This window comes from Paracoccus broussonetiae (assembly GCF_031854425.1).
Classification (GTDB): domain Bacteria; phylum Pseudomonadota; class Alphaproteobacteria; order Rhodobacterales; family Rhodobacteraceae; genus Paracoccus; species Paracoccus broussonetiae.
The window spans coordinates 1-24,575 of sequence record NZ_JAVRQI010000020.1; the positions used below are offsets into that span (position 1 = coordinate 1).

At 63.9% G+C, this 24,575-nt stretch carries 23 protein-coding genes; 10 read left to right on the forward strand and 13 right to left on the reverse strand.

The genetic code is table 11. The annotated features are described in order from the left end of the window. Window positions 1–58: 58 nt before the first annotated feature. Both RM190_RS20525 and RM190_RS20530 read right to left on the reverse strand, forming a co-directional pair. Window positions 59–691 (reverse strand): aminotransferase class IV family protein, encoded by a 633-nt coding sequence (locus RM190_RS20525; RefSeq protein WP_311761343.1) that lies wholly within the window; start codon window positions 689–691, stop codon window positions 59–61. Further along, on the reverse strand, window positions 649–1,791 hold the full coding sequence (locus tag RM190_RS20530) for an aminodeoxychorismate synthase component I (RefSeq protein WP_311761344.1): 1,143 nt from the start codon (window positions 1,789–1,791) through the stop codon (window positions 649–651). The genes RM190_RS20525 and RM190_RS20530 overlap by 43 nt, the downstream gene beginning before the upstream one ends. A gap of 268 nt (window positions 1,792–2,059) precedes the next feature. Here RM190_RS20530 and RM190_RS20535 point away from each other — a divergent pair, with 268 nt between their 5' ends. The 5 genes from RM190_RS20535 (at window position 2,060) to RM190_RS20555 (ending at window position 7,516) form a co-directional block, all read left to right on the forward strand. After that, on the forward strand, window positions 2,060–2,938 hold the full coding sequence (locus RM190_RS20535) for a DMT family transporter (protein WP_311761345.1): 879 nt from the start codon (window positions 2,060–2,062) through the stop codon (window positions 2,936–2,938). 174 nt (window positions 2,939–3,112) lie between these two features. Further along, complete coding sequence (locus RM190_RS20540; protein WP_311761346.1) at window positions 3,113–4,027, forward strand: ABC transporter permease; 915 nt, start codon at window positions 3,113–3,115, stop codon at window positions 4,025–4,027. A gap of 27 nt (window positions 4,028–4,054) precedes the next feature. Next, entirely contained in the window at window positions 4,055–4,957 is a 903-nt protein-coding gene (locus RM190_RS20545) for an ABC transporter permease (RefSeq protein ID WP_311761347.1), read from the forward strand. Continuing rightward, complete coding sequence (locus RM190_RS20550; protein ID WP_311761348.1) at window positions 4,950–6,581, forward strand: ABC transporter ATP-binding protein; 1,632 nt, start codon at window positions 4,950–4,952, stop codon at window positions 6,579–6,581. Before RM190_RS20545 ends, RM190_RS20550 begins: the two co-directional genes overlap by 8 nt. Beyond that, window positions 6,578–7,516 (forward strand): 2-hydroxyacid dehydrogenase, encoded by a 939-nt coding sequence (locus tag RM190_RS20555; protein WP_311761349.1) that lies wholly within the window; start codon window positions 6,578–6,580, stop codon window positions 7,514–7,516. Before RM190_RS20550 ends, RM190_RS20555 begins: the two co-directional genes overlap by 4 nt. A 14-nt stretch (window positions 7,517–7,530) precedes the next feature. On the opposite strand, the gene RM190_RS20560 is transcribed toward RM190_RS20555, so the two are convergent. Next, window positions 7,531–8,244 carry a GntR family transcriptional regulator gene (locus tag RM190_RS20560; protein WP_311761350.1) on the reverse strand — a complete coding sequence of 238 codons (714 nt, stop codon included), beginning with the start codon at window positions 8,242–8,244 and terminating at the stop codon, window positions 7,531–7,533. A 142-nt stretch (window positions 8,245–8,386) separates the two neighbouring features. Here RM190_RS20560 and araD point away from each other — a divergent pair, with 142 nt between their 5' ends. From araD to RM190_RS20580, 4 genes are all read left to right on the forward strand, one after another. Continuing rightward, window positions 8,387–10,120: an L-arabinonate dehydratase gene (gene araD / locus RM190_RS20565; protein ID WP_311761351.1), complete on the forward strand. Its 1,734-nt coding sequence runs from the start codon at window positions 8,387–8,389 to the stop codon at window positions 10,118–10,120. A 7-nt stretch (window positions 10,121–10,127) separates the two neighbouring features. Then, window positions 10,128–10,853, forward strand: a complete 726-nt coding sequence (locus RM190_RS20570) for a ribonuclease activity regulator RraA (protein ID WP_311761352.1) — start codon at window positions 10,128–10,130, stop codon at window positions 10,851–10,853. Between the two features lie 278 nt (window positions 10,854–11,131). Further along, window positions 11,132–12,649, forward strand: a complete 1,518-nt coding sequence (locus RM190_RS20575; protein ID WP_311761353.1) for an ABC transporter substrate-binding protein — start codon at window positions 11,132–11,134, stop codon at window positions 12,647–12,649. Window positions 12,650–12,702: 53 nt separating this feature from the next. Continuing rightward, window positions 12,703–13,764 (forward strand): Ldh family oxidoreductase, encoded by a 1,062-nt coding sequence (locus RM190_RS20580; RefSeq protein WP_311761354.1) that lies wholly within the window; start codon window positions 12,703–12,705, stop codon window positions 13,762–13,764. 53 nt (window positions 13,765–13,817) lie between these two features. Here the strand turns inward: RM190_RS20580 and RM190_RS20585 are convergent, their stop codons facing one another. From RM190_RS20585 to RM190_RS20605, 5 genes are read right to left on the reverse strand one after another with little or no spacing between them, the layout of a single operon-like run. After that, entirely contained in the window at window positions 13,818–14,528 is a 711-nt protein-coding gene (locus RM190_RS20585) for a fumarylacetoacetate hydrolase family protein (protein ID WP_390908778.1), read from the reverse strand. Continuing rightward, window positions 14,525–15,277 carry an ABC transporter permease gene (locus tag RM190_RS20590; RefSeq protein WP_311761356.1) on the reverse strand — a complete coding sequence of 251 codons (753 nt, stop codon included), beginning with the start codon at window positions 15,275–15,277 and terminating at the stop codon, window positions 14,525–14,527. Before RM190_RS20590 ends, RM190_RS20585 begins: the two co-directional genes overlap by 4 nt. A gap of 6 nt (window positions 15,278–15,283) precedes the next feature. Further along, window positions 15,284–16,093: an ABC transporter ATP-binding protein gene (locus RM190_RS20595; RefSeq protein WP_311761357.1), complete on the reverse strand. Its 810-nt coding sequence runs from the start codon at window positions 16,091–16,093 to the stop codon at window positions 15,284–15,286. Between the two features lies 1 nt (window position 16,094). After that, window positions 16,095–16,919, reverse strand: coding sequence for an ABC transporter permease (locus tag RM190_RS20600; protein WP_311761358.1), 825 nt, complete (start codon window positions 16,917–16,919; stop codon window positions 16,095–16,097). 1 nt (window position 16,920) lies between these two features. Further along, window positions 16,921–17,910, reverse strand: coding sequence for an ABC transporter substrate-binding protein (locus RM190_RS20605; RefSeq protein WP_311761359.1), 990 nt, complete (start codon window positions 17,908–17,910; stop codon window positions 16,921–16,923). Between the two features lie 206 nt (window positions 17,911–18,116). Here RM190_RS20605 and RM190_RS20610 point away from each other — a divergent pair, with 206 nt between their 5' ends. After that, on the forward strand, window positions 18,117–18,797 hold the full coding sequence (locus tag RM190_RS20610; RefSeq protein ID WP_311761360.1) for a FadR/GntR family transcriptional regulator: 681 nt from the start codon (window positions 18,117–18,119) through the stop codon (window positions 18,795–18,797). 33 nt (window positions 18,798–18,830) lie between these two features. On the opposite strand, the gene efeO (RM190_RS20615) is transcribed toward RM190_RS20610, so the two are convergent. The 5 genes from efeO (RM190_RS20615) to fahA all read right to left on the reverse strand — a co-directional run bounded on the left by efeO (RM190_RS20615) (window position 18,831) and on the right by fahA (window position 24,443). Then, a complete protein-coding gene (gene efeO, locus RM190_RS20615; RefSeq protein WP_311761361.1) occupies window positions 18,831–19,655 on the reverse strand; it encodes an iron uptake system protein EfeO in 825 nt (274 codons plus the stop codon). A 45-nt stretch (window positions 19,656–19,700) separates the two neighbouring features. Continuing rightward, window positions 19,701–21,002, reverse strand: a complete 1,302-nt coding sequence (gene efeB / locus RM190_RS20620; RefSeq protein WP_311761362.1) for an iron uptake transporter deferrochelatase/peroxidase subunit — start codon at window positions 21,000–21,002, stop codon at window positions 19,701–19,703. A gap of 1 nt (window position 21,003) precedes the next feature. After that, complete coding sequence (efeO, locus tag RM190_RS20625) at window positions 21,004–22,158, reverse strand: iron uptake system protein EfeO (protein WP_311761363.1); 1,155 nt, start codon at window positions 22,156–22,158, stop codon at window positions 21,004–21,006. Further along, window positions 22,155–23,153: an iron uptake transporter permease EfeU gene (gene efeU / locus RM190_RS20630; RefSeq protein WP_311761364.1), complete on the reverse strand. Its 999-nt coding sequence runs from the start codon at window positions 23,151–23,153 to the stop codon at window positions 22,155–22,157. Before efeU ends, efeO (RM190_RS20625) begins: the two co-directional genes overlap by 4 nt. Before the next feature lie 81 nt (window positions 23,154–23,234). After that, window positions 23,235–24,443, reverse strand: a complete 1,209-nt coding sequence (gene fahA / locus RM190_RS20635) for a fumarylacetoacetase (RefSeq protein ID WP_311761365.1) — start codon at window positions 24,441–24,443, stop codon at window positions 23,235–23,237. Window positions 24,444–24,575: the final 132 nt, after the last annotated feature.

Here is a 24,575-nt window from a genome sequence, read left to right on the forward strand (position 1 = left end):
CCTCTACCAGGGCATGTGAACAAAACCGCAGCGCGGGACTATAAAAGCCCGCGCTGCGTCATCCGGCAAGCTGGGCGGGGACGAGACCGCGCAGCGAATTTCCAATCCACAGCCGGGCGCGGGCCAGATCCGCGCGTGGCAGGATCGCCTCGGCACATTGGCCGGTTTCCAGCAATTCCGCGCGAAGCGTGCCCGGCAGCAGCCCGCAATGCAGGGGTGGCGTGCGCATGCCCTGGCCGAGATCGAAGAAGACATTCGTGATCGTGCCTTCGCAGACCTCGTACCGTTCGTTTGCCAAAAGGAATTCGTCGATCCCGGCGGGCAACGCGGCCCGCGCGGCGTCATGAACGGGTCGGCGCGTCGACTTGACCCGCAACCAGGGATCGCCGGAATAGAGGTGCCGGTCCGACAGGGCGACCCGCCAAACCGTCAGCGCCGGGGGCAAGTTGGCGGCGACGACCTCCATCCGGCCGGTTTCGTCCATCGTCAAGCGCATCCGCGCCGGACCATCCGGCGTCGCCGCCAGAAGTGCCGCACGCGCCCCTTGCAAATCGCAACGCCAGCCGAGACGCGCGGCCGAGGCGGCCAACCGCTCAAGGTGCCGGGGCAGGTGGGACAGATCACGGCCGTCCCACAGCAACGTCTCGATCAGCCGCAGATCCGGGCCGGATCCGCGAAGCGCGCCTTCCATAGCGCCTCCTCCCATTCACCATCGGCGGTGGAATCGTGGATCACGCCACCACCCACGTTCACCATCAGCCGGCCGTCGTCGAACAGCCGCAGCGTGCGGATCGCGACGTTGAAGGCCGCGCGGCCATCCGGCGCCATCCATCCGATCGAGCCGCAATAGACGCTCCGCGCATGTGGTTCCAACTCGGCAATGATTTCCATCGCGCGGATCTTTGGGGCACCGGTGACGGACCCGCAGGGAAACAGCGCCTGCATCAGGGCTGACAGGCGTGGTCTTTCACTCAACTGGCCGATGATGCGCGAGGTCATCTGATGGACGGTCCGCAGGGTCTGGACGTGGAACAGCTCGGTGACGCGCACCGAGCCCACACGGGCGATGCGCGCGATATCATTCCGCAGCAGGTCCACGATCATCAGGTTTTCGGCGCGGGTCTTTTCATCTGCGGCCAGCGCGCGGGCCAAGGCATGATCGCGCGCCGGGTCGGGGTCGCGGGGGGCCGTGCCCTTCATCGGCCGGGTCTCGATCATGCCGTCGGCATCCAGCGCAAAGAATAACTCGGGTGAGCGCGACAGGATCGCGGGTCCACGACCCAGATCGACAAATGCGCCGTGCCCGACCGGCTGGACGCGGGCCAGAGCGCCGTAAAGCCCCGCTGCGCTGCCCTGCAAAAGCTGGCCCTGCATCGGGAATGTCAGGTTCACCTGATAACAGTCGCCCTGCGCGATATAATCGGCAAGGCGGGCAAAGCTGGCCCGATACTCCTGCTGGCCGATCAACGGCTGAAAAGGGGCAATGCGGACCCCGGCAGCCTGAGCGTCTGCCTGGGTATGGAATTCCCGCGCGGACAGGGGCTGTCGATAGACGCCGAAAGCCAGCAAGGGTTCATCCTGTGGCTGGCGCAGCAGCGGGCGCAGGCGCGATTCCAGCGCCATCCCAGCCTCATACCCGGCCCATCCGGCGATCCACGCGCCTTCGGCATGGGCGCGGTCCAGTTCCTCAAGCGCTGGCAGAACTTCGTCAGGGGTTTCGGCCAGGATCAGCCGGTCGGCGTCCCGAAAGATCGCGGGCCGGCCTTCAGGCCCGTTTTCCACAAGGATCATCGCCGTTCCCGATCTCGTTTGCCCCGGAATGCGCTTATCCCACCGGAAGCACCTGCTTTTCAAGCGCCGCCGATGGGCCTTTGGATCAATCAATTGACGCACTAGTATTTTAGTGTAACTTGACCTCGCGCCGTGACGACATCGCCGATGCAAGGCGCGATGCGAGGAGACGGCATGAACATCCAGAACCTGGCGAGGCTTGCCCGCGCTGCCCTGCCGGCTTCAAATCCGTCTTGCCGGGTTTGCCGCGACGGTCATGCCGCACAGCATGACGGGAGCATCTGAAATGGCGGGACAGCGCAGGATGGCGGTTCTGGCGATCCTGCTCGCGACCGTTCTGGCGGGGCTGGATGCCGTGATCGTGCGGACGCTGGCGGGCGGAGTCCATCCATTCATGATCGCCTTCTTTCGCGCCTTGTTCGGCCTGATCGCGGTCCTGCCCTGGATTCTGCGGCGGGTGGATCTGCGCGCCTCGCCCTATCGCGGATTGCATGTGCTGCGCGCGGCGCTGAAACAGGCCTCGCTTGTGTCGCTGTTCCTGGCTTTTACCCATGCGCCGCTGGCCGATGCGACCGCGATCACCTTTACCGCTCCGATCTTTCTGACCCTGGGGGCCGTGCTTTTCCTGGGCGAAAAGATCGGTCCTGCGCGCATCGCTGCCGTAGCGATTGGATTTCTGGGCATCCTGGTGCTGATCCGTCCCGGCGCGGCCGGGTTCGATCCCTGGCTGCTTTGCGCGCTGGCGGGGGCGATGCTGACCGCGACGATCCAGCTGGTCCTGCGTGGAATGACCCGCCACGACACCGCCGAAAGACTGGTTGCCTGGAACCTGCTTGCGATGGTGCCGCTGGGACTGGTGGCAGCCCTGCCGGTCTGGCAGATGCCGACATCGCCGCAACTTCTGCTGCTGGTCCTGCAAGGGGTGCTGGGCGCCGCCAACATGTCGCTGGTCACGCGCGCCTTTTCGCTGGCCGAGGCCTCGTTCCTGGCGCCGTTCGATTTTCTGCGCCTGCCGGTGGTGGCGGTACTGGCATTTCTGTTCTTCGATCAGCTTCCCGCCTGGACCACCTGGGCAGGGGCGGCGGTGATCGTCCTTGCAACCCTGATCGGCAGCATCGGCGGGCGCGAGCCGAAGCGCGAGAAATAAGGTTCACAAGAATTCTAGATATACTAATATATCACATAACGGGTTCCGATTCGGGACCCCGCTGAAGAGCGACGGAGGGCGCTCTTCGCTGCCACAGAGCCGAAAGGCGATGCCGCAAAAGCGGAGGCGGCTCCTGCAAGGGACCGCCGCCACCCGAAGGGAGGAGGGTGCCCCATGAATTCATTCATCGGCAAACGAGCATTGGCCAGCGGCGTGTCGCTGGTCGGGCTTGTGATCCTGGTGTTTTTCCTGTCGCGCCTGACCGGCGATCCGACGAACCTTTACCTGCCGCTGGACGCGACGACCGAGATGCGCGACCAGTTCCGGGAATTGCACGGCTTCAATGATCCGCTCGTTGTGCAGTTCGGCCGCTATGTCGGCGACTTGGTGCGCGGGGATTTCGGCGACTCGATCCGACAGGCGCGGCCGGCGATGGACGTCGTGCTGCAAGCCTTCACCTGGACCCTGTGGCTGGCCTTCATCACCATGAGCCTCGTTACGCTCGCGGCCATCGTCATCGGCTCGCTGGCCGCGTTCAAGGTCGGGGGGGTGTTCGACCGGATCGCGACCTTCTTTTCGCTGATCGGGGCCTCGGCGCCCGATTTCTGGATCGCAATCGTCGCGATCGTCATTTTCGCCGTGAACCTGCACTGGCTGCCGACATCCGGGACGGGAACGGCGCTGCATTGGGTGCTGCCGGTCGCGGTGCTGTTCATCCGTCCCTTCGGCCTGATCCTGCAAGTCGTGCGCGGCTCGATGATCACGGTGCTGTCTTCGGCCTATGTCAAGACGGCGAAGGCCAAGGGCGTGCGCACGCGGCCGATCATCTTTGTCCACGCCCTGCGCAATGCGATGCTGCCGGTCATCACCGTGATCGGCGATCAGGCGGCGGCGATCCTGAACGGCGCCGTGGTGATCGAGACGATCTTCGGCTTTCCCGGCATCGGCAAGCTGATGATCGACTCGATTTTGCTGCGCGACTTCTCGGTGGTGCTGGCCGCGATCATGGTTTCGGCGCTGGCGATCTTCATCATGAACTTGCTGATCGACCTGGCCTATGCCGCGCTCGATCCCCGCATCCGGTATTGAGCGATGTCCATGTCAGAAACACAGACTTTGACCGAATCCAAGGAACGCGGTGCTTTCTCGCGCTGGATCTCGATGCTCTGGGCCGACAAGCTGGCCTTCTTCGCGGCGTTGTTCCTGCTGATCGTGGTGCTGTGCGCGCTGTTCGGCCCCCTGCTGATGGAGACGCTGGCGACCAAGCAGAACCTGCGCGGCCGCAATGCCATGCCCTTCGATCTCAGCCGGGGCTGGGCCTATGTGCTGGGGGCTGACGCGCTTGGCCGACCGCTGCTGGCCCGCATCGTCGTTGCAGCGCAGAACACCATCATGGTCGCGGCAGGCGCGGTGCTTGGCTCGGCGGTGATCGGCTGCGGGCTTGGCCTGATTGCCGGCTACAGCCGCAAGCGCGCCGCGCAATGGATCATGCGACTGGGCGACGTCATCATGTCGTTCCCGTCGCTGCTGCTGGCGGTGATCGTGCTTTACATGCTGGAGCCTTCTGTCGGGAATATCGTCCTGGTTCTGGCGATCACGCGCATCCCCGTCTATCTGCGCACCACTCGGGCCGAGGTGCTGGAGATCCGCGAGCGGATGTTCGTGCAGGCCGCCAAGGTCATGGGCGCGTCCGACCGACGCATCGTGTTCCGCCATATCCTGCCGGTGGTGCTGCCGACGCTGGTGACCATTGCCACGCTCGACTTCGCCTTCGTCATGCTCGCCGAAAGCTCGCTTTCATTCCTGGGGATCGGCATTCAGGCGCCCGAGATCACCTGGGGCCTGATGGTCAGCCAGGGCCGGCAATACCTGACGACAGCGTGGTGGCTGTCCTTTTGGCCGGGCCTTGCGATCATCCTGACCACCCTGTCGCTGAACCTGCTGTCGAACTGGTTGCGCATTGCGCTGGACCCCGCCCAACGCTGGCGGCTGGAGATGAGGGGCCGCAAGAATGGCTGAGCACCTGTTGGAAGTCCGCGACCTCTCGGTCGAATTCCACACCGCCGCGGGCACGGTGAAGGCGGTCCAGAATGTCAGCTGGCATCTGGACCGGGGCGAGACGCTGGCGATCCTGGGCGAAAGCGGATCGGGAAAATCGGTGTCTGCCTCGGCGGTGATGAACCTGATCGACATGCCCCCCGGACGGATCACCAGCGGCCAGATCCTGCTGAACGGCCGCGACATGCTGAAGATGACGGACGAGCAGCGCCGCCAGATCAATGGTGCCAAGATCGCGATGATCTTTCAGGATCCGCTGGCGCATCTGAATCCGGTCTATACCGTCGGCTGGCAGATCGCCGAGATGGTGACGACGCATGGCGGTGCGCGTGACAAGGCTCAGGCCCGCGCGTTGGAGCTGCTGCGCCGCGTCGGCATTCCCGAAGCCGAACTGGCGATGGCGAAATATCCGCACCAGTTCTCGGGCGGGCAGCGCCAGCGGCTGATGATCGCGATGGCGCTGGCCTGCAAGCCCGATATCCTGATCGCGGACGAGCCGACCACCGCGCTTGACGTCACCGTCCAGGCGCAGGTGCTGGAACTGCTGAGCGAGCTTCAGGACGAAACCGGCATGGGGATCCTGATCATCACCCATGACCTTGGCGTCGTGGCCGAGATCGCGGACCGCGTCGTGGTGATGAATTCGGGCTGTATCGTCGAAACGGGCAACGCGCTTGAAGTCTATCGCAACCCCAAGAACCCCTATACGCGCAAGCTGATCGACGCCGCCCCCGGCAAGGGAGAGATGCCGGACGAACGCGACCGCTCGGGGCAGCCCCTGCTGCGCGCGGTCGGGCTGCACAAGCATTACGGGGCCTTCCATGCGCTGAAGGGCGTCGACCTGACCATCATGCCGGGCGAGACGGTGGCGGTGGTGGGTGAATCCGGGTCGGGAAAATCCACGCTGGCGCGAGCGATCCTGCGCTTGGACGACCCCGATCAGGGCCAGATCCTGTATCGTGGACAAGACCTGATGCGCATGTCCCCGCGCGAGATTTTTGGGTTGCGCCGCGATCTGCAGATGGTGTTCCAGGATCCCACGCAATCGCTGAACCCGCGCATGACCGTGTTCCAGCTGATCTCGGAAGCCTGGGTTATCCATCCCGACATCCTGCCGAAAGCCCGCTGGAAGGAACGCGTTGCCGAACTGCTGACCAAGGTCGGACTGCATCCCGATCACGCAAGACGCTATCCGCACCAGTTCTCGGGCGGGCAGCGCCAGCGCATCGCCATTGCCCGCGCGCTGGCGATGGAGCCCAAGCTGATCGTCTGCGACGAGGCGGTTTCGGCGCTGGACGTGTCCATTCAGGCGCAGGTGATCCAGTTGCTGGACGGGCTTCGGCGCGAATTCGGCCTGTCCTATCTGTTCATCGCCCATGACCTGCCGGTTGTGCGCGATTTCGCGGACCGCGTCATCGTGATGAAATCCGGCACCATCGTCGAGGAAGGGCCGGTGCGACAGATCTTCGAGGCGCCCCGCCAGCCCTATACCCAGGCCCTGCTGTCAGCCAGCCTTGACCCCGATCCCGAGGTTCAAGCCGCCCGCCGTCAATCCCGCGAAGAAACTGAAAGAGTCCCTGCATGAAGCCCGACGTCCTGGTCGCCTATCCCCTGCGTTCCCCGTTTATGGAGGAGCTTGGCCAGCGCTATACGCTGCATCGCCTGGATCAGGCCGACGACCGTGATGCCCTGCTGGAAAAGGCGGGGCCGGTCTGCACGGCGATGGTCGTCAACGGGCATGTCACCGTGGACAAGGCGCTGCTGGACCGGCTGCCCGCGTTGCGGCTGGCCGCGTGCTCATCGGCGGGGTTCGACCAGATGGATCTGGTCGAGATGACGCGCCGAGGTATCGCGCTGACCAACACTTCGGATGCGCTGGTCGACGAGGTGGCGAACATGGCCGTCCTGCTGGCACTCGCCTGTCAGCGGCGGCTGGTCGAGGCGGATGCCTATGTCCGTTCCGGCGAATGGGGGCGCAAGGGCATGTTCCCGCTGACCCCCTCGACCGTCGGGCGGCGCACCGGGATTGTCGGGCTGGGCAATATCGGCCATTCGATCGCCCGGCGCTGCGAGGCGTTGGGGCATGAGATCGGCTATTTCGGACGCAGCCGCAAACCCGTCGACTACCGCTTCTTCGACGATCTGGTGCGGCTTGCCGACTGGGCGGATATCCTGATCGTGGCGACTCCGGGCGGGGCAGGGACCGAGGGGCTGGTTTCGGCCGAGGTCATCCGCGCGCTCGGGCCCGAGGGCACGCTTGTCAATGTCGCCCGCGGCACCGTGGTCGACGAGGCGGCGCTGATTGCAGCCCTGCAAGGCGGCAAGCTGGGATCGGCCGGGATCGACGTCTACCTGAACGAGCCAACCCCCGACCCGGCGCTGGCGGCATTGTCGAACGTCATCCTGTATCCGCATCACGCGAGTGGCACGGTCGAGACCCGCGACCGCATGGCGCGCATGGCGCTGGACAACGTGGATGCTTTCTTTGCCGGCCAGCCGCTGCTGACGCCGGTCAACTGATCACCTGCGCCAGTTCAGGCGAAATAGTCCGGATAGAGCTGGCGCAGGTCCTCGATCTTGGCGATCGTGCGGCTCAGGTGGTCGCGCATCGCATCGACCGCACCCCCTGCCGAACGATCGGCTAGCGCATCGACGATCGCCACGTGACCGGCGATGGTCCCCTGCGCCTTGCCCTTTTCGGGCAGATGCAGGCGACGGATGCGGTCAAGATGGCCGGACCTGCCGCGCACCAGCATATGCAGCCCGCTGCGGTCGACCCCCGCGAACAGGGTCTGGTGGAACAGTTCGTCCAGTTCCTGAAACACCACCAGCTGCTCGGGATCGTCGGCGACCGCTTGCTGCATGCGGATCAGCGTGCGCGAGCGGTTCACCACCGTCGCATTATCCGTGTCCGCAAGCCTGCGCACGACCTCGGTTTCCAGCGCCACGCGCAGGAAATGCGCCTCGTGGATCTGGGGAATGTCGATCCGCGTCACAACCGTGCGCGACTGGGGATAGATGCGGACCAGACCTTCCTGCTTGAGAAGCTGCATCGCTTCGCGGATCGGTGTCTGGCTGACCTCATAGGTCTCGGTCAGGTCGGACCGCGTCAGCGTGGTGTCCGGCGGCAATTGCAGCGAGATGATCCGTCGCCGCAGGTCGTCATAGACACGCTGAACCGTTCCGCCTGCGAGCGTCCCCGCATGAGGTTCGGAAAAGCCGAAGGTCGAGGCGAGCGAAGAGTTCATGACGTGATCCTTTGCAACAAAATTCTAGGCGAGGACAGGCTGATATACAAGAATTCAAATAGCCGTTGATATAGGAGAGCAACTAAAATATTAGTATGAATGAGGAGCGCGCCATCATGATTCTGGCGCGGAAGGAGGGAAAATGGCAGCCAAGACACCCAGCGAGCTTCGTTCTGCCCGGTGGTTTGCGCCCGACGACCTGCGCAGCTTCGGGCACCGCTCGCGCATGATGCAGCTCGGCTATTCCGAGGCGGATTTCCGGGACAAACCGGTCATCGGGATCCTGAATACCTGGTCGGAACTGAACACCTGCCATTCGCATTTCCGCGAACGCGCCAAGGATGTCGCGCGCGGCGTGCTGCAAGGGGGCGGCCTGCCGGTCGAGATGCCCTCGCTTTCCGTGGACGAAAGCTTCACCAAGCCGACCTCGATGCTTTATCGCAACATGCTGGCGATGGAGACCGAAGAGATGATCCGCAGTCACCCGCTGGACGGTGTGGTGCTGATGGGCGGTTGTGACAAGACCACGCCGGGGCTGGTCATGGGCGCGATTTCGGCCGGTGTGCCGATGATCTATCTGCCTGCGGGACCGATGCTGCGCGGCAATTACGCGGGCAAGATCCTTGGCTCGGGCTCGGACGCCTGGAAATACTGGGACGAACGCCGCGCCGGGAACATCTCGGACAAGGAATGGCAGGGGGTCGAAGGCGGCATCGCGCGTTCGGCAGGGGTCTGCATGACGATGGGCACGGCCTCGACCATGACGGCGATCGCCGACGCGATGGGGATCACGCTACCTGGCGCGTCCTCGATCCCGGCGGTGGACAGCAACCACCAACGCATGGGCGCCGATTGCGGACGCCGCATCGTGGATATGGTGTGGGAAGACCTGACGCCCGACCGGATCATTACCGAGGCCGCATGCCGCAACGCCGCGGTGGTGGCGATGGCGACGGGCTGTTCGACCAATGCCGTCGTCCACCTGATCGCGATGGCGCGGCGCGCAGGCGTCGACCTGACGCTGGATGACCTTGATGCGCTGGGACGCATCACGCCGCTGATCGCCAATGTCCGGCCCGCGGGCAAGGACTACCTGATGGAAGATTTCTATTATGCGGGCGGCCTGCGCGCGCTGATGAAGCAGATCGAGGATCGGCTGGAACTGTCCTGCTTGACCGTCACGGGCAAGACCATGGGCGAGAACCTGGAAGGCGCGCAGGTCTATAACGACGACGTCATCCGGCCCCTGTCGAACCCGGTCTATGCCGAAGGCTCGCTTGCGGTCTTGCGGGGCAACCTGTGCCCGGATGGCGCGGTCATCAAGCCCGCTGCCTGCGACCCGAAATACCATGTCCATCAGGGACCCGCGCTGGTCTTTGACAGCTACCCCGAGATGAAGAAGGCGATCGACGACGAGCATCTGGACGTGACGCCCGACACGGTGATGGTCCTGCGCAATGCCGGGCCGCAAGGCGGGCCGGGCTTTCCCGAATGGGGAATGCTGCCGATCCCCAAGGCCCTGATCAAGCAGGGGCACCGCGACATGCTGCGGATTTCGGACGCGCGGATGTCGGGGACGTCATATGGCGCCTGCGTGCTGCACGTCGCTCCGGAAAGCTATGTCGGCGGGCCTCTGGCGCTGCTGCGGACTGGCGATATCGTGCGGCTGGACCTGCCTAACCGGACCCTCGACATGTTGGTGCCCGAGGATGAGCTGGCCACGCGCCGTGCCGCCTGGCAGGCGCCCGAGCCGCGCTTCGACCGCGGCTACGGCTGGATGTTCCAGCGCCACGTCACGCAGGCCGACCAGGGCTGCGACTTCGACTTCCTGCAATCGGATTTCGGCCGCACTGCCGGCGAACCCGACATTTTCTGAGGATCCCATGACAGAGCACAGCCTTTCGGACGCGACCCGCGCGAAACTGAAGAAAGTCTCGACCGCCTCGGTCGCGACGGCACTGTTCAAGCGTGGCCTGCGCAACCAGTTCATCCAGGGCGTCGGCCCGGTCTCGCCCAAGGACGAGAACATGGTCGGCCCGGCCTTCACGCTGCGCTATATCCCCGCGCGCGAGGACCGCAACCCGATCACCGTGTTCCGCAATCCCGATCACCCGCAGCGCGTCGCGATCGAGACTTGCCCGGCGGGACATGTGCTGGTGATGGACGGGCGCAAGGATGCACGCGCGGCGACCGCCGGCTCGATCCTGATCACCCGGCTGGCGCTGCGCGGTGCGGCGGGTGTCGTTACCGATGCGGGGATGCGCGACGCGGAAGGTATCGGCAAGCTGGACATGCCGGCCTATTTCGCCAAATCCTCGGCGCCCACGAACCTGACCCTGCACGAGGCGCTGGACATCAATGTCCCGATTTCCTGCGGTGACGCGCCGGTCTTTCCGGGCGATGTGATCGTTGGCGACAAGGACGGCGTGATGGTGATCCCCGCGCATCTGGCCGACGAGATCGCCGATGAATGCACCGGCATGGAAAGCTTTGAGGATTTCGTGCTGGAGCAGGTGAAGGATGGCGCCGCGATCATCGGCCTTTATCCCTGCACCAAGGACGAAAACCAGAAGAAATACGAAGAGTGGCGCGCCCGGACCGGCCGGTAACGTCGGGCGCCCTGACCGGGCCGCAGCCTTCCCTGGCGGCCCGGTCATCAGGCCGGACCGAAGGGTTGGACAGGTACCGGAGGCCTCCGGACCGGCCCCTTGCTTGGCGGATTTCGCCAGACGCTTTCCCGCTCAGACAAGAAACGTCGCAGAACCGTTAATTGAAATATTAGCGTTCATGCGTATAAGATAAATGCAGCAGTCCGGGGAATCACACGGTTGAGGAGCCGCCCCCGGCGCCAATCGCCCCGCAGCCGGGGCCCATAGGGAGGAATAGCATGACCATCCACAAGGCCGCCTTCTGGCTTTCGGGCACGATCCTTGCCGCGGGCCTCAGCCCCGCCTTCGCCCAGCAGGGCAATGATGTCACCGTGGTCCTGGCCGAAACCGTCGATGTCGTCGAACCCTGCATGGCCGCCCGCCAGGACGTGGGCCGAGTCATCTCGGAAAACGTGAACGAGATGCTGGTCGAGTTCGATTACGTGAATGGCGGGCTGAAGCCGCGCCTTGCGACCGAATGGAGCCAGGTCGACAACGACACCTGGGAATTCAAGCTGCGGCCCGGCGTCAAATGGCATGACGGCACCCCCCTGACGGCCAAGGACGTCCAGTTCACCATCGAGCGGAACAAGAACCCGAAGCTGTCCTGCGAGACCGGAGGCAAGTATTTCGGCGGGACTGAGTTCAGCTTTGAAATTCCCGACGACAACACCATCCGCATCACCACCAACCCGCCGCAACCGATCCTGCCGCTGCTGATGACAGTGATGCCGGTGCAGTCGGCGGCGACCACGCCCCCGGACGAATTCGACCGCAAGCCCGTGGGTACCGGTCCTTATGTCTTCAGCGACTGGCAGGTCGGGCAATCGATCACCGTAAGCCGCAATCCCGATTACTGGGGCGAGCAGCCGCAGGTCGAGAAGGCGACGTATCTGTTCCGTTCCGACAGTGCCGTCGCTGCTGCGATGGTCGAGGCGGGAGAGGCCGATATCGTGCCCTCGATCGCGCTGCAGGATGCGAACAACAAGGAAACCGATTTCTCCTATCCGAACTCGGAAACCACCTCGCTGCGCATCGATACCCGCGTCGCGCCGACCAATGACCGCCGCATCCGCGAGGCGATGAACCTTGCCATCGACCGCGAGGCGATGGTGGGCACGCTGTTCCCGGCGGATGCCCAGATCGCGACGCACTTGGTTGTGCCGACGACCATCGGCTACAACCCCGACGTTCCGGTCTGGCCCTTCGATCCCGAGAAGGCCAAGGAACTGGTGGCCGAGGCCAAGGCCGACGGCGTTCCGGTCGACACCCAGATCCGCATCATCGGCCGCAACGGGCAATACCCGAACGCGACCGAGGCGATGGAAGCGATCATGGCGATGCTTCAGGATGTCGGCCTGAACGTGAAACTCGACATGTATGATGTCTCGGTCTGGAACAACTACTTCGTCTCGCCCTTCGTTGCCGATGCCGGCCCGACCCTGACCCAGTCCCAGCATGACAACGCGACCGGTGACCCGGTGTTTACCGCCTTCGTGAAATATGCCTCGGAAGGCAGCCACTCGATGCTGCGCGACCCGGCCGTCGACGAGCTGATCGCCAAGGCCACCGCGGCCACCGGGGAGGAACGGACGAAGCTGTGGCAGGAGCTTTTCGCCAAGGTGAACACCGACATCATCGCGGACATTCCAATGTTCCACATGGTCGGCTTCACCCGCGTCTCGCCGCGCCTCGACTTCAAGCCGACCATCGCGACCAACTCGGAACTGCAGCTTTCGCAGATCAAGTTCAAGTGACGCATCTGCGGGCCGGGGGCTTTCCCGGCCCGCATCTTTGACAAGAGGATCCCATGCCCAGATTTGACCGCGCCGCGTTGCTGAGCTTTGCCGAAACCCTGCTGATCCGGGGCGGGATGGAGGCAGACAAGGCCTCCGCCACCGCCGAAGTGCTGGTCGAGGGCGACATGATCGGCCACGAAACCCACGGTCTGCAACTGATGCACTGGTATCTGGAATGCCTTGCGGATGGCAGCCTGAACGGCAAGGGCAGCTATGAGGTCGTGGCCGACAAGGGCGCTGGTTTCGTCTGGGACGGCCGGCTTCTGCCCGGTGCCTGGCTGATGTCGCAGGCGATCGAGCAGGCAATGGAGCGGGTTGGTGACCACGGCATCGTCGGCGCCGCGATCCGCAACTCGCATCATACCTGCGCGCTTTCAGCCTATATGCGCAAGGCGACCGATCGGGGATTGATCGTGCAGATCTCGGTTTCGAACCCGGCCGCGGCACGGGTGGCGCCCTATGGTGGGACCAAGCCTGTGCTGACGCCCAACCCGCTTGCCATGGGGTTCCCGACCTCGGGAGATCCGATCCTGGTCGATGTCTCGGCCTCGATCACGACGACGACGATGACGCAGCTTATGGCCAAGCGGGGCGAGCGCTACCCCGAAAAATGGGGGCTGACCGCCGATGGCGAGCCAACCGACGACCCGCGCGAGATTACCGAGCACGGCGGCACCATGATGCCGCTGGGTGGCGCGCTGAAAGGGCACAAAGGCTATGGGATGGCGCTGATCGTCGATCTGCTGGGGCAGGGGCTATCGGGCAAGGGGCGGGCCAATACCGCCCAACCCGGGCCGCTGGCGCAAAGCGCCTTCATCCAGGTGATCGACCCGGACTTCTTCGCGGGGCTTGGCGCATTTACCGAGCAATCGGATTGGCTGGCCGAGGCTTGCCGCAGCAATCCCCCTGCGCCCTGGAACAAGGGGCCGGTCCGGGTGCCGGGTGATAGTGCCACGCGCAAGCGGGCCGAGGCGCTGCGGGACGGCGTGCCCGTTGCCGAGAATGACATCGCGCGCATGGCCCGCCACGCCGAGCGGCTTGGCGTTCCGCTTCCGCAGGCGCTGTCCGCCTGAAGGAACCAACATAATCGAACCGGCCCCCGCATCCTGCGGGGGCCGTGTCGTTTTCAGACCACCTTCATCGAGATTTCCGCGACACCGGCGACCCGGCCGGTGATGAAATCGCCCCGAACCACGGGGCTGACGCCCGCCGGCGTCCCGGCAAATATCACGTCGCCCGGCTGCAATTCGAACAGCCGCGACAGGTACGAGATCATTTCCGGCACCTTCCAGATCATCTGGTTCAGGTCGCCGCGCTGCCGCGTCTCGCCGTTCACCTCGACTTCGACAGAGCCTTCGGCCGGATGCCCGACCTCGGAAACCGGATGAAGGGCCGAGCAGGGCGCAGAGGCTTCGAAGGATTTCGCGGTCTCCCACGGGCGTCCCATCTTTTTCGAAACCGCCTGCAAATCGCGCCGCGTCATGTCCAGGCCCACGCCATAGCCGAAGACGCAGTCCAGCGCCTTGTCCAGCGGGATGTCCGTGCCGCCAGATTTCAGCGCGACGACCAACTCGATCTCGTGGTGAACGTCACTGGATTCGGTCGGATAGGGGAAGTCCCCGCCCGGAGGGACAATGGCGTCGGGGTTCTTCTGGAAGAAGAAAGGAGGCTCGCGGTCGGGATCGTGCCCCATCTCGATCGCGTGTTCCGCAAAGTTCCGTCCCACGCAATAGATGCGGCGCACGGGAAAAAGCTTGTCGCTGCCGGCAACCGGAATCGTGGGCGTCGGGGCGGGTGCGAATACATAGTCACCAACCGTTGTCATGTCGTTCATCATCTTGCTCCTGCGTAATATTCAATGCGTTTCTCTGCCCGTTCCACGATCGACGACAGCACCATCGCCGCCGCGAAAAGGACGAAGGTCAATGCCCAGAAGCGCTCCATATCGAAGCTTCTGGAGTAAAGTTCGAAAAGCTCGCCATAGCCGATCACGGCGACCAGGATCTGGCCGATCACCACGCCCTTGACGCCGCGGATCAACCCGATGCGGATGCCGGCCAGGATCTCGGGCAGGGCCGACAGGAAGACGATCTTGCGCATGATCGTCGCGGGGGACGCGCCATAGGATGCCGCCATCTCGATCAGCGAGGGCGGGATCTGCATCACACCTGCCCGCGTGTCCAGCACGATGATCCAGACCGCGAACAGGAAGACGGTGACGACGATGGTCGTCTCTCCCATGCCGAACAGGATCATCAGCACAGGCACCAGCGCCGAGAGCGGTGCGCTGACAAACATGTTGACCCAAAGACCAAGGATATTGTCGATGATCTTCACCCGGCCCATCAACATGCCCACCGGCACGCCCACCGCGATGGCCAGCGCCATTCCGATCGTGAACGAACGTATGGTGATGACTGTGGCCTTTTGCCACGATACGGTCTGGACCAGATCGATGCCCGCACCAAGGATTGCGCTGATGGGCGGCATCAGGAAGACAAGGTCCAAGCGCCCGACAATTTCCCAGACCAGCGCCCAGACCAGAAGCGAGGCCATCATCGGAATGCGGAAACCCAAGATGGTCATGCTGCTTCACTCCGCATAGTGGCGCAGGCCCTGCCAGATTTCCTCGACCGCGTCGAGATAGCGGGGGTCACGACGGATATCGTCGGGATCCGCGGTGCGGTCGATGCGGGGGTCGATGATGTTGGAAACCCGCCCTGGCCGGGGTGACAGCAGGATGATGCGGTCCGAGACATAGACCGCTTCTTCGATCGAATGGGTGACGAAGATGAAGGTCTTGCCCTCCAGTTCGACCAGCCGCAGCAGATCTTCCTGGAACTTGCGCCGGTTCTGCTCGTCCACCGCCGAGAACGGTTCGTCCAGCAGCAGCACATCGGCATTCACGGCAAAGGCGCGGGCAATGCCGACACGTTGGCGCATCCCCCCGGACAACTCGTGCGGATAGCGGTCCTCGAAACCTTGCAGGCCGACCTGCTCGATATAGTTGCGCGCGATCCGGTTCCGTTCGGCCTGCGCCACGCCCTTCAGCTCCAACCCGAAGGCGACGTTGCGCAGAACCGTGGCCCAGGGCATCAGGGCAAAATCCTGAAAGACGAAGGCGCGTTCCGGCCCCGGCCCGGTCACGGCGCGGTCATTGATGACGATCCGCCCCGATGTTGCCGGAACCAGACCCGCGATGATCTTCAGCAGCGTGGTCTTGCCGCAGCCTGATGGCCCGAGCAGGGTCGTCAGCTTGCCACGTTCAAATTGCAGGTCGATGTCACGCAGGGCTTCGACCGCGCCATAACGCTTGCAAATTCCTTCGACCCTGACGACCGGATCTCGGGTTTCGACCAGTGCAGGGTCGAATGCTTCGGGGGCGGGGGCGGCGACAGCCATCCTATTTCCTCCTCTTTTCGGGGCGCAGGACGTTCGTCTCGACATATTGCAGGCCCGCGAGCGTCAGCGTTGAGGCCGCGATGATCGCTGCGACCGAGGCATACATGTGGGCATAATTGGCCACCGAGCGGTGGTAGGTGATCAGGTCGCCGATCCCCGTGGGCGTGATGAGCAGTTCGGCCAACATCACCCCGATGAAACCGGCGGCCACCCCAAGCCGCAAACCAGCGAAAAGCACGGGTGCGGCATCGGGGATGATGATCTTGAAGATCTGCTGTCGCCTGTTGCCCTGAAAGGATCGGCACATGTCGATCAGTGACGGATTGACGTGCCGCACGGCTTTGTAGGAGTTCAGCACGATCACTGGCAGCGCCAGCATGATGACCGCCAGCGTCTTCGACGTCAGACCGATGCCATAGATGAACGTCACCAGCGGAACCAGCGCGGCCATCGGCGCGGCCTGCAGGACAATGAAGACGGGGGCGAGCAGCCATTCCAGCCTGTCGGAAAGTCCCATCCCGATCCCAAGCGCGATCCCAAGCACGGCCGAAATGGCGACGCCCATGACCAGGGGCTGAAGCGTCAGGAAGAAGGCATAGGGCAGCGTGCCGTCCAGCATCATCTCGACAAAGGCGGCAAGCGTGTCGAGGAAGGTCGGAAAGGCAAAGCTGATCGGGATGCGGCCCGCGATCTCCCATGCGCCGAACAGACAGGCCAGCGACAGTACAACCCAGAAGGAACGCCGGTTCTCGGCGAAAAGACGCAGCGCCTCGCGCGGGGTGACCGCCGGGGCGGCCACCTTGCTTTCCTCGGTCATCACGCTCATCTCACTGTGTCCCGGTGCGGGCCAGGACCGCGTTCAGAACGGACAGATCCCAGAAATCCTCGACCTTCAAACTTGCCGGATCGCCCTGCAAGGCGCCCGATACCGTATAGAAGGCGAAATCGTTCCGGGCTGCTTCCTCGCCCCCGCCATTCAAAGGCATGGCATCCTTCATGCCCGCATAGAATGGCTCGATCTCGGCCACCATTTCGGGGGTGGCGTCGGGCAGCAGGGCATATTTCTCGCGCAGCTTCAGCGGCGCGGCGGGATCGGCCGCAATCTCGCGCCAGGTCGTCACGATTGCTTCGACCAGGACCTCTGCCTCTTTCGCATGGTCCTTGAGATAGTCGGTATTGGCAAACAGCGCCTCGTCCGTGGCCGAGATGTCGCCTAGCGGAAGAAAGGCGAAGCGGTCCGGGGCCTCTGCCTCAAGCACGCGCTTGCCCGAGGAGTCGACGATAGAGGCCTTGATATTGCCCTGCAGCAGCGCGCCGGTCCGCACCTCGGCCCCCGGAACATAGGTGATGTTGGAATATTTGATGCCCTTTTCCGCAGCGAGCAGCTGCATGATCGCCTCGGTCCCCGATCCGCGCGAATGGACCGCGACCTCTTGCCCGTCAAGATCGGCCCATTCCTTGTAGAACTCGGTGTTCACGACAGGATACATCTGCAGCTCGCTCAGCTGCATGAAGATGCGGATCGGCGCCTTGACCTTCTGCAGCAGGGCATATGGTCCACCGATCCCGATATCGGCCTGCCCGCTGACCACGGCCTGGGCTGCAATATCTTCGCTTTTCAGAAAGACCGGCTCGATTTCGACGCCCTGTTCTTTCGCGCGTTCCAGCGCGATCAGCAGGCCCAGCGTCTCGATTGTGGCAATGTCGCCAAAGGCGACGCGCATCGGTTCGGACTGTGCTGCGCCTGGAAGCGCGACTGTCATTCCCAGTGCGGCGATGACGGCGAGAGGCCGCATCTTGTCGGCAAGATATCCCATCTTCTCCTCCCATCAATCGGGCTCCCTCCAGCCCAATTAAAACCAATGCTGAACTTGATTCTGCATTGAGTCAACATTGTCGTGGGATTTGTGATCCAGCCAAGTGCTGTGTTAATTCTAACATGCAGATTAATAGTAATTAATCTATGTTTGACATCCTCTCAGCCTGTAAGCGATAATAAACCAATTGCAAATTGGTTTCAAAAATGAAGCAGATTGACGAGACTCAGCCCCTTGAACGGCTGCGCACCTTTCTAGAGACGGCCGATCTGGGCGAAGACGGTCGCTTGCCGCCCGAACGCGAACTGGCCGAAGCCCTGGGAATGGGGCGCGCGGTTCTGCGCAAGGCGCTGGCGACGTTGCAGGCGCAGGGTGTCCTGTGGCGTCATGTCGGAAAGGGCACCTTCATGGGCGACCGGCCCATTGGCACCCAGGCCGATATCAACGCGCTTGTCCAGGGCACGAACCCGATGGAGGTGATGGCGGCCCGAATCGCCTTTGAACCCGAGATCGCGCGGCTGGCTGCCGGAAACGCCACCGCCGCGCAGCTGTCGGAATTGCGGAGTTGCGCCCAGAAATGCCGCGCTGCGACCAGCTGGCGTCAATACGAACATTGGGACAACCGCCTGCACCGCAACCTGGGCGAGGCCGCGCAGAACACCTTGCTGCTGGGTTTGCTGGATACGCTGACCGCCGTCCGGCGCGCAATCACCTGGAGCAGGCGGCGAAGTCATCCCGACCGTCCGCCGCGGGATCATCACAGCTTTGGCGAACATGACGTGATCGTGGATGCGGTCGCCGCGCGGGACGGGCCCGCGGCGGCGGATGCGATGCGGCGGCATTTGCGCACGGTGGAACAGAAACTGCGCGAAAGCCTTGGGTGCTGAGGGACCGAAGGCATCGGCCCCCGCAAGACCGGGTCAGCCGAGGCCCAGCTTGCCGCGCAGCGTCGACAGGTCTTCGGCCAGGGTATTGACCTTGGCGGACAGGACGTTCCGGTCGGCGTCGGTCAGTTCCTCATACGAAACATAGCCGCCTTCGGCGGTACGATATTTGGTCAGGACATCGTCCACCGCCTTGAAGTTTCCATCGACCTTCTGGACGAAGTCGGCGTCTTTCTCGACCAGCGGGCGCAGCAGAGTGTAGATCTTCTGAGCGCCTTCGAAGTTCGCGTCGAAATCCCACAGGTCGGTACGGCTGTAGCGGTCCTCCTCGCCCGAGATCTTGGTGGCCGCGACCTCTTCCATCAGGACGGCCGCGCCGCCCACGACCACTTCCGGCGGGAAGGTCAGGTCGTTGATGCGCTGGTCCAGCGTCTTGACGTCGGCCAGAAGGCGGTCGGCATATTCGTCCAGCCCCTCGGTCGAGCCCTTTTCCCAAAGCCCGTATTCAAGCCGGTGGAAGCCGGTAAAGGCGGGGTCCTGCTCGGCCTTTTCATAGTCGTCGGCGCGGGCATCGATCGAGACGTCAAGGTCCGAGAACAGCTCGGCGATCGGTTCGATCCGTTCATAGCTGGTGCGGGTCGCGGCAAAAAGCGACTTGGCCTTGTCGACATCCCCTGCCTTGACCGCGCCCGTGAACGCCTCGACATCCGTGACGAGCTTCGCGGTATTTTCGGCCACGAAGATCTTGTACTCGGACAGCGGCCCGACAAGATCCAGCGAGGGGTCGGCGGCAAGGGCTACATGCCCCCAGCCGCCAAGCGCCAGGGCAATGGCAGTCGTCTTCAGAAAGTTTCCGGTCATGGTCACGCTCCCCGTGTCTTCCGGTTCGATTGGCGGCTTGGCGGTTCAGACCCGCCTGGCTTCAGAAATCAGGCCCGCGCCAAGGTAATCCTCGGCCCCCGCGACGCCGGGCGGGGCGAAGAAATAGCCGCCGCCGACGGGCTTCACGTATTCTTCAAGCGGTTCGCCGTTCAGGCGTTCCTGCACGGTGATGAATCCCCGACGCAGGTCAGCCTGGTAGCAGATGAACAGCAGCCCTTGATCAAGCTGACCGTTCATCACCGCGCCGCGGGTATAGTTGAAGGGTCGCCGCAGGATCTGGTTCTGTGCGCTGTCCTTGGCACGCGGATTGGCCAGCCGGATATGGGCGTCCATCGCCGTCCATTGGCCGTCGGGATCGGCCGCATAATCGGGCAGGTGATGCTCGGTCGCGTCGGGGCCGCCATCCAGCGGGGCGCCGCTGATCTTGGAACGGCCAAAGATCCGCTCCTGCTCAGACAGGGGCGTGCGGTCCCAGCGTTCGACGAAATTGCGGATGATGCGGACCGCCTGATAGCTGCCGCCCCTGGCCCAGCCCGGCTCTGACGGGTCCGAGACCCAGACCAGTCGATCCATCAAGTCTGCATCGGTTGAGTCCGGATTGGCCGAACCGTCGCGGAAGCCCAGGAAGTTGCGCGCACTTGGGGTCGAACCATCCGGCGCCGGCGTCACCGGGGGTACCGAACCTTCGATCATCCAGCGCAGGACGAGGAACTCGGACATGTTCTTCAGCACGTCGCGCAGCGCGTGGACATTGGTGTCCTGCACGTTGGCACAGAATTGCAACGAGATGTCGCCGTGGCATTCCGCAGCGTTCAGCGCGTCATTCGGGAATTGGACCATCCGCTCAAGCCGCGCCGGTTTCAGGGACTGCAACTCGGGCAGTTTCTCGAAAAAGGAGGCTCCAAAACCCAGGGTGATGGTCAGATTGTCGGGCGCGATGACCGGGCCCAGCAGCCCGGAATCGGTCGGGGGCAGCTTCGGGTCACGCTGCGGAACCTCGCCACCCTGTGTCAGGAAAGCCGCGCGTTCGGTCAGCAGGCGCAGCATCCGTTCGATATCGTCCAGTGAACCCGCGACCACGTCGAAAGCGGCGATGATCCCGGTCGCAGGACGCGGCGTCGTGATCCCGGCCTGGTGGGGGCCGTGAAATGCCACGCGGCGCGCAGCGACCTCGGCCTCTTGCGCGGGGGCGTCGACGACCTGCGGTGTAGCGGCCGGGGCAGGCGTTTCGGCATGGGCCGCGACCGCTAATCCCACCGGTGCAAGGCCAAGGCCCAATAGGACGTTCCTGCGGCTGGTGCCGGGGTGCATGGGGCATTTCGACATGTCAGTTCATCCCGATCACGGGTTTCAAGCGCGCCAGGTTGTCAGCCAGGCGCGAGAAGTCGTTGGCCAGCGCGGTGCGCGCATCCGCCGGCACATCGCCATAAGCGGCGCCCTTGGCCTGCAGCGTGGCAAGCGCGTCGCGGCTGTCCTGCAATGCCTTGGCGATGTCCTTGTCCAAGGCGGGGTCGACGGCGCCGGCCACCTGGCCCAGCAGACCCGCCAGCTTGCCGATCCCGTCGAGACTGGCCTGAAGTTCATCCGCGTCGTTTCCGGCATAGGCGTTGTCGCCTTGCGGGATCTGGCCGGTCGCGATCTGCTCGGCCATGTCGCCGGGCAATGAGATCAGCAGTTGCGGATCAAGCGGCGTTTCCTGAAGCCGCTGTGCGAGCGCGGTCAAGTCCGCGACCAGCCGGTCGGCCACGGGCTGCAGCCCATCGGTGCTGTTCTGGTCGAAAAGTCCGTATTCAATGCGGTGATAGCCGGTAAAGGCGGGATCCTTTTCGCGCCCCTCAAGATAGGCGGCGCGGGGATCGATCGCGTTTTCCAGGTCGGACAGCCGATAAGCCAGCGGCTCGATCCGACGATAGGGCAGGCGGGCCTGCCGCCAGGCATCCTGCGCCGCGGCAAGGTCGCCCGCGGCAATGGCGTCGCGCAGGGTCTCGGCCGATTTCACGGCCTGCTTGCCTTGCATGACAAGATAGACGCGGTACTCCGAAAGCGGCCCCAGGAACTTGCGCAGCGTCACCTCGGAAGCCGCGGCGCTTGCTTCGTCCGAGGCGGTGACGACCAGCTTGCCGCGTGGGTTCGACAACAGGCCGCAGGTCATCTCGTATTCGCCGGGCGCAAGGTCCGCCGACAGCGAGGTGCGGAAGCCGGGGGCGATGTTCTCGCGCTCCGCCACGACCATCACGCCATTCAGGATTTCCCATTCGATGGGGCGGTCAGAGCTGTTCACGATCTCGAAGCTGCGGCGACCGCCGGGCAAGGTAATCTCGTTCGGCTGGCAGCTTTGGGCGTCGACGGTGACAACCTGATCCGCCGTGCCGCCGCGTGTGGTGGCTTGCTGCGAGGCATACCAGAAGGCGGCCCCACCAAGGATGACCAGCCCCCCGGCGCCGGCGATGGCCAGATAGATGGCGCGTGACGGGCTGCTCATTTCGAGACCTCCATCCCTGAACGCAGGGGCGGCGCCGAGGCGGGGCGCAGAAACAGCGTCAGAGTGACGGCCAGGAAGCCCGCCCAGGCGATGAATTCGCTGAGCGAGGGCGCGTCGCGATAGCCGATCAGGCCGGACAGGATGCTGCCGACAAGGCCGGTTTCGGGCAAAGTGCCGCTCAGGTCATAGACTGGCGACTGCAACGCGTTCCACAGGCCGGCCTCGTGCAGTGCCCGCAGCGCGCCTGAAAACAGTCCCGCCGCGACGAAAAGGATGAAGATACCGGTCCAGCGGAAGAACCTGCGCAGGTCGATCCTGAGCGCTCCGGCATAGATGGCCCATCCCGCGCCCAGCGAGACGAGAAGTCCCAGCGCGGCCCCGATTGGCGCAGCCGCGTCGCGGCTTTGCTGGAAGATCGCAAGCAGGAAGAAAACCGACTCGAGCCCTTCGCGCGCCACGGCCAGAAAGACCATCCCGATCAGGCCCCAGGTGGCCATGCTGCCCTTGTGCTTCAGGGCCTCGTCCACGGAATGCTGCAGCTCAGCCTTGATCGAGCGCGCGGCGCGGCGCATCCAGAAGACCATTCCGACCAGCACCGTGACGGCGATCAGCGCGATCACGGCCTCGATCAGCTCCTGCGTTCTTTGCGGAAAACTGGCGCTGGCCAGTTGCAGGCCGGCGCCAACGAAAAGCGAAACGGCGACAGCCAGAAGCACGCCAAGCCAGATGGCGGGCAGCCAGCCCCGGCGGCCGGTCTGGCGCAGATAGCCGGCAATGATGCCGACGATCAGGGCCGCCTCCAGCCCCTCGCGCAGCATGATCAGAAACGGTGCTAGCATCCCCCGGTCCCAGTTCTTGTCGTGGTGCGGGTCCGTCGCAGGGAAGCTGCGCCAGAAGGGCATCGCGGCGTTGATCTCGCGCCAGACTGGCGCCTTTTCGCAGATGAAACCTGTCGCCCCGCGAATGTCAATCCAGACGGAAACTGTCAGACGCACGATGGCTTGATGCACCCCTGAGGGGGCCTTTCGGAAGGTGGCGTTAAGCCCGCCCGACTCGGGCACGCAAAGGGCCGCAGATCAAGGCAGTGCAGGCAGGATGCGGCCTGCGCAAGGGCCGAAACCGATCCGATAGCCATCCCCTTGGGCATGGGCGAAAAGGTCGATCTCATCCCCGTCCTGAATGAAGCAGCGACTTTCCCCGTTCACAAGGATCGGGTTCTGTCCGTTTTCGGTCATTTCCAGCAGGGCGCCGCGGGCATTCCGCTCGGGGCCGGAAATTGTGCCGCTGCCCAGCAGATCACCGACGCGCATCGGGCAGCCCGAGCCGGTATGATGGGCGAGTTGCTGCGCGCTTGAGTAATACATCTGCGCGTAATTGGTCTGCGCCGTATCCTGACCGTTCATTCGCCAGCCGACGGTCAGATCATAGAATCCCGGCCGCGCCTCGTGCAGATAGGGTAGCAGCGGGTTGCTGCGTGGCGCGCCGGGACATCGGAACGGCTCCAGCGCGGCCTGCGTCACGATCCACGGGCTGATCGTGGTCGCGAAGGCCTTGGACTGGAACGGTCCCAACGGCTGGTATTCCCAAGTCTGGATGTCGCGCGCTGACCAGTCATTCAACAGGACATAGCCGAAGATCATCTGCTCGGCGCGCTCGACATCCACCCTTTCCCCCATGGCGCTGTCGGCGCCGATTATGGCACCCAGTTCCAGCTCAAGATCCAGGCGGCGCGAGGGGCCCCATTCAGGTCCGTGATCGCCCAGGATCTGACCCATCGGCCGCCTGATCGGCGTCCCGGAGACCACCACGGATGAGGCACGCCCGTTATAGCCGATGGGCATATGCGTCCATTGCGCGGGCAGCGCGTTCGCGGCCCCGCGAAACATCGCGCCGACATTGAAGGCGTGGTGGCGAGAAGCGTAGAAGTCGGTGAACTCGCTGACCTTGATCGGCAAATGCAGCCGGGCGGCGGTCATCGGGACAAGGGGCAGGCGCGCATCGCCGCCCTCGGCCAGCAATTCGGTCAGAAGGCTGCGGGTATGGTCCCAGGTCGCCCGGCCCAAGGCCATGAAATCGTTCAGCTGCGGCTGCGCGAACGCCCTGCCAGTTTCCAACACGCCGCTATCTTCGCAGGCGGCAAGATCAAGGATCATGTCTCCAATCGCGACACCGCAGCGTCGCGCCGTGCCGTCCGTGGAGAAGACGCCATAGGGAAGGTTCTGGATCGGGAATTCGCATCCCGCCCTGTTTGCCGAGGCAACCCAGCTTTTGGCCAGACCGGTCATGCGCCCCCCGTGATCCCTGTTTCCGCATTCCTAGCAGATTTCGTTTCACTGGCAACGATCATGCCAGGATCCACCATTGGGGAACATTCCTGGCCGGGACCGGTTGTCTTGCCGGGCGGACGGCGACCGCCT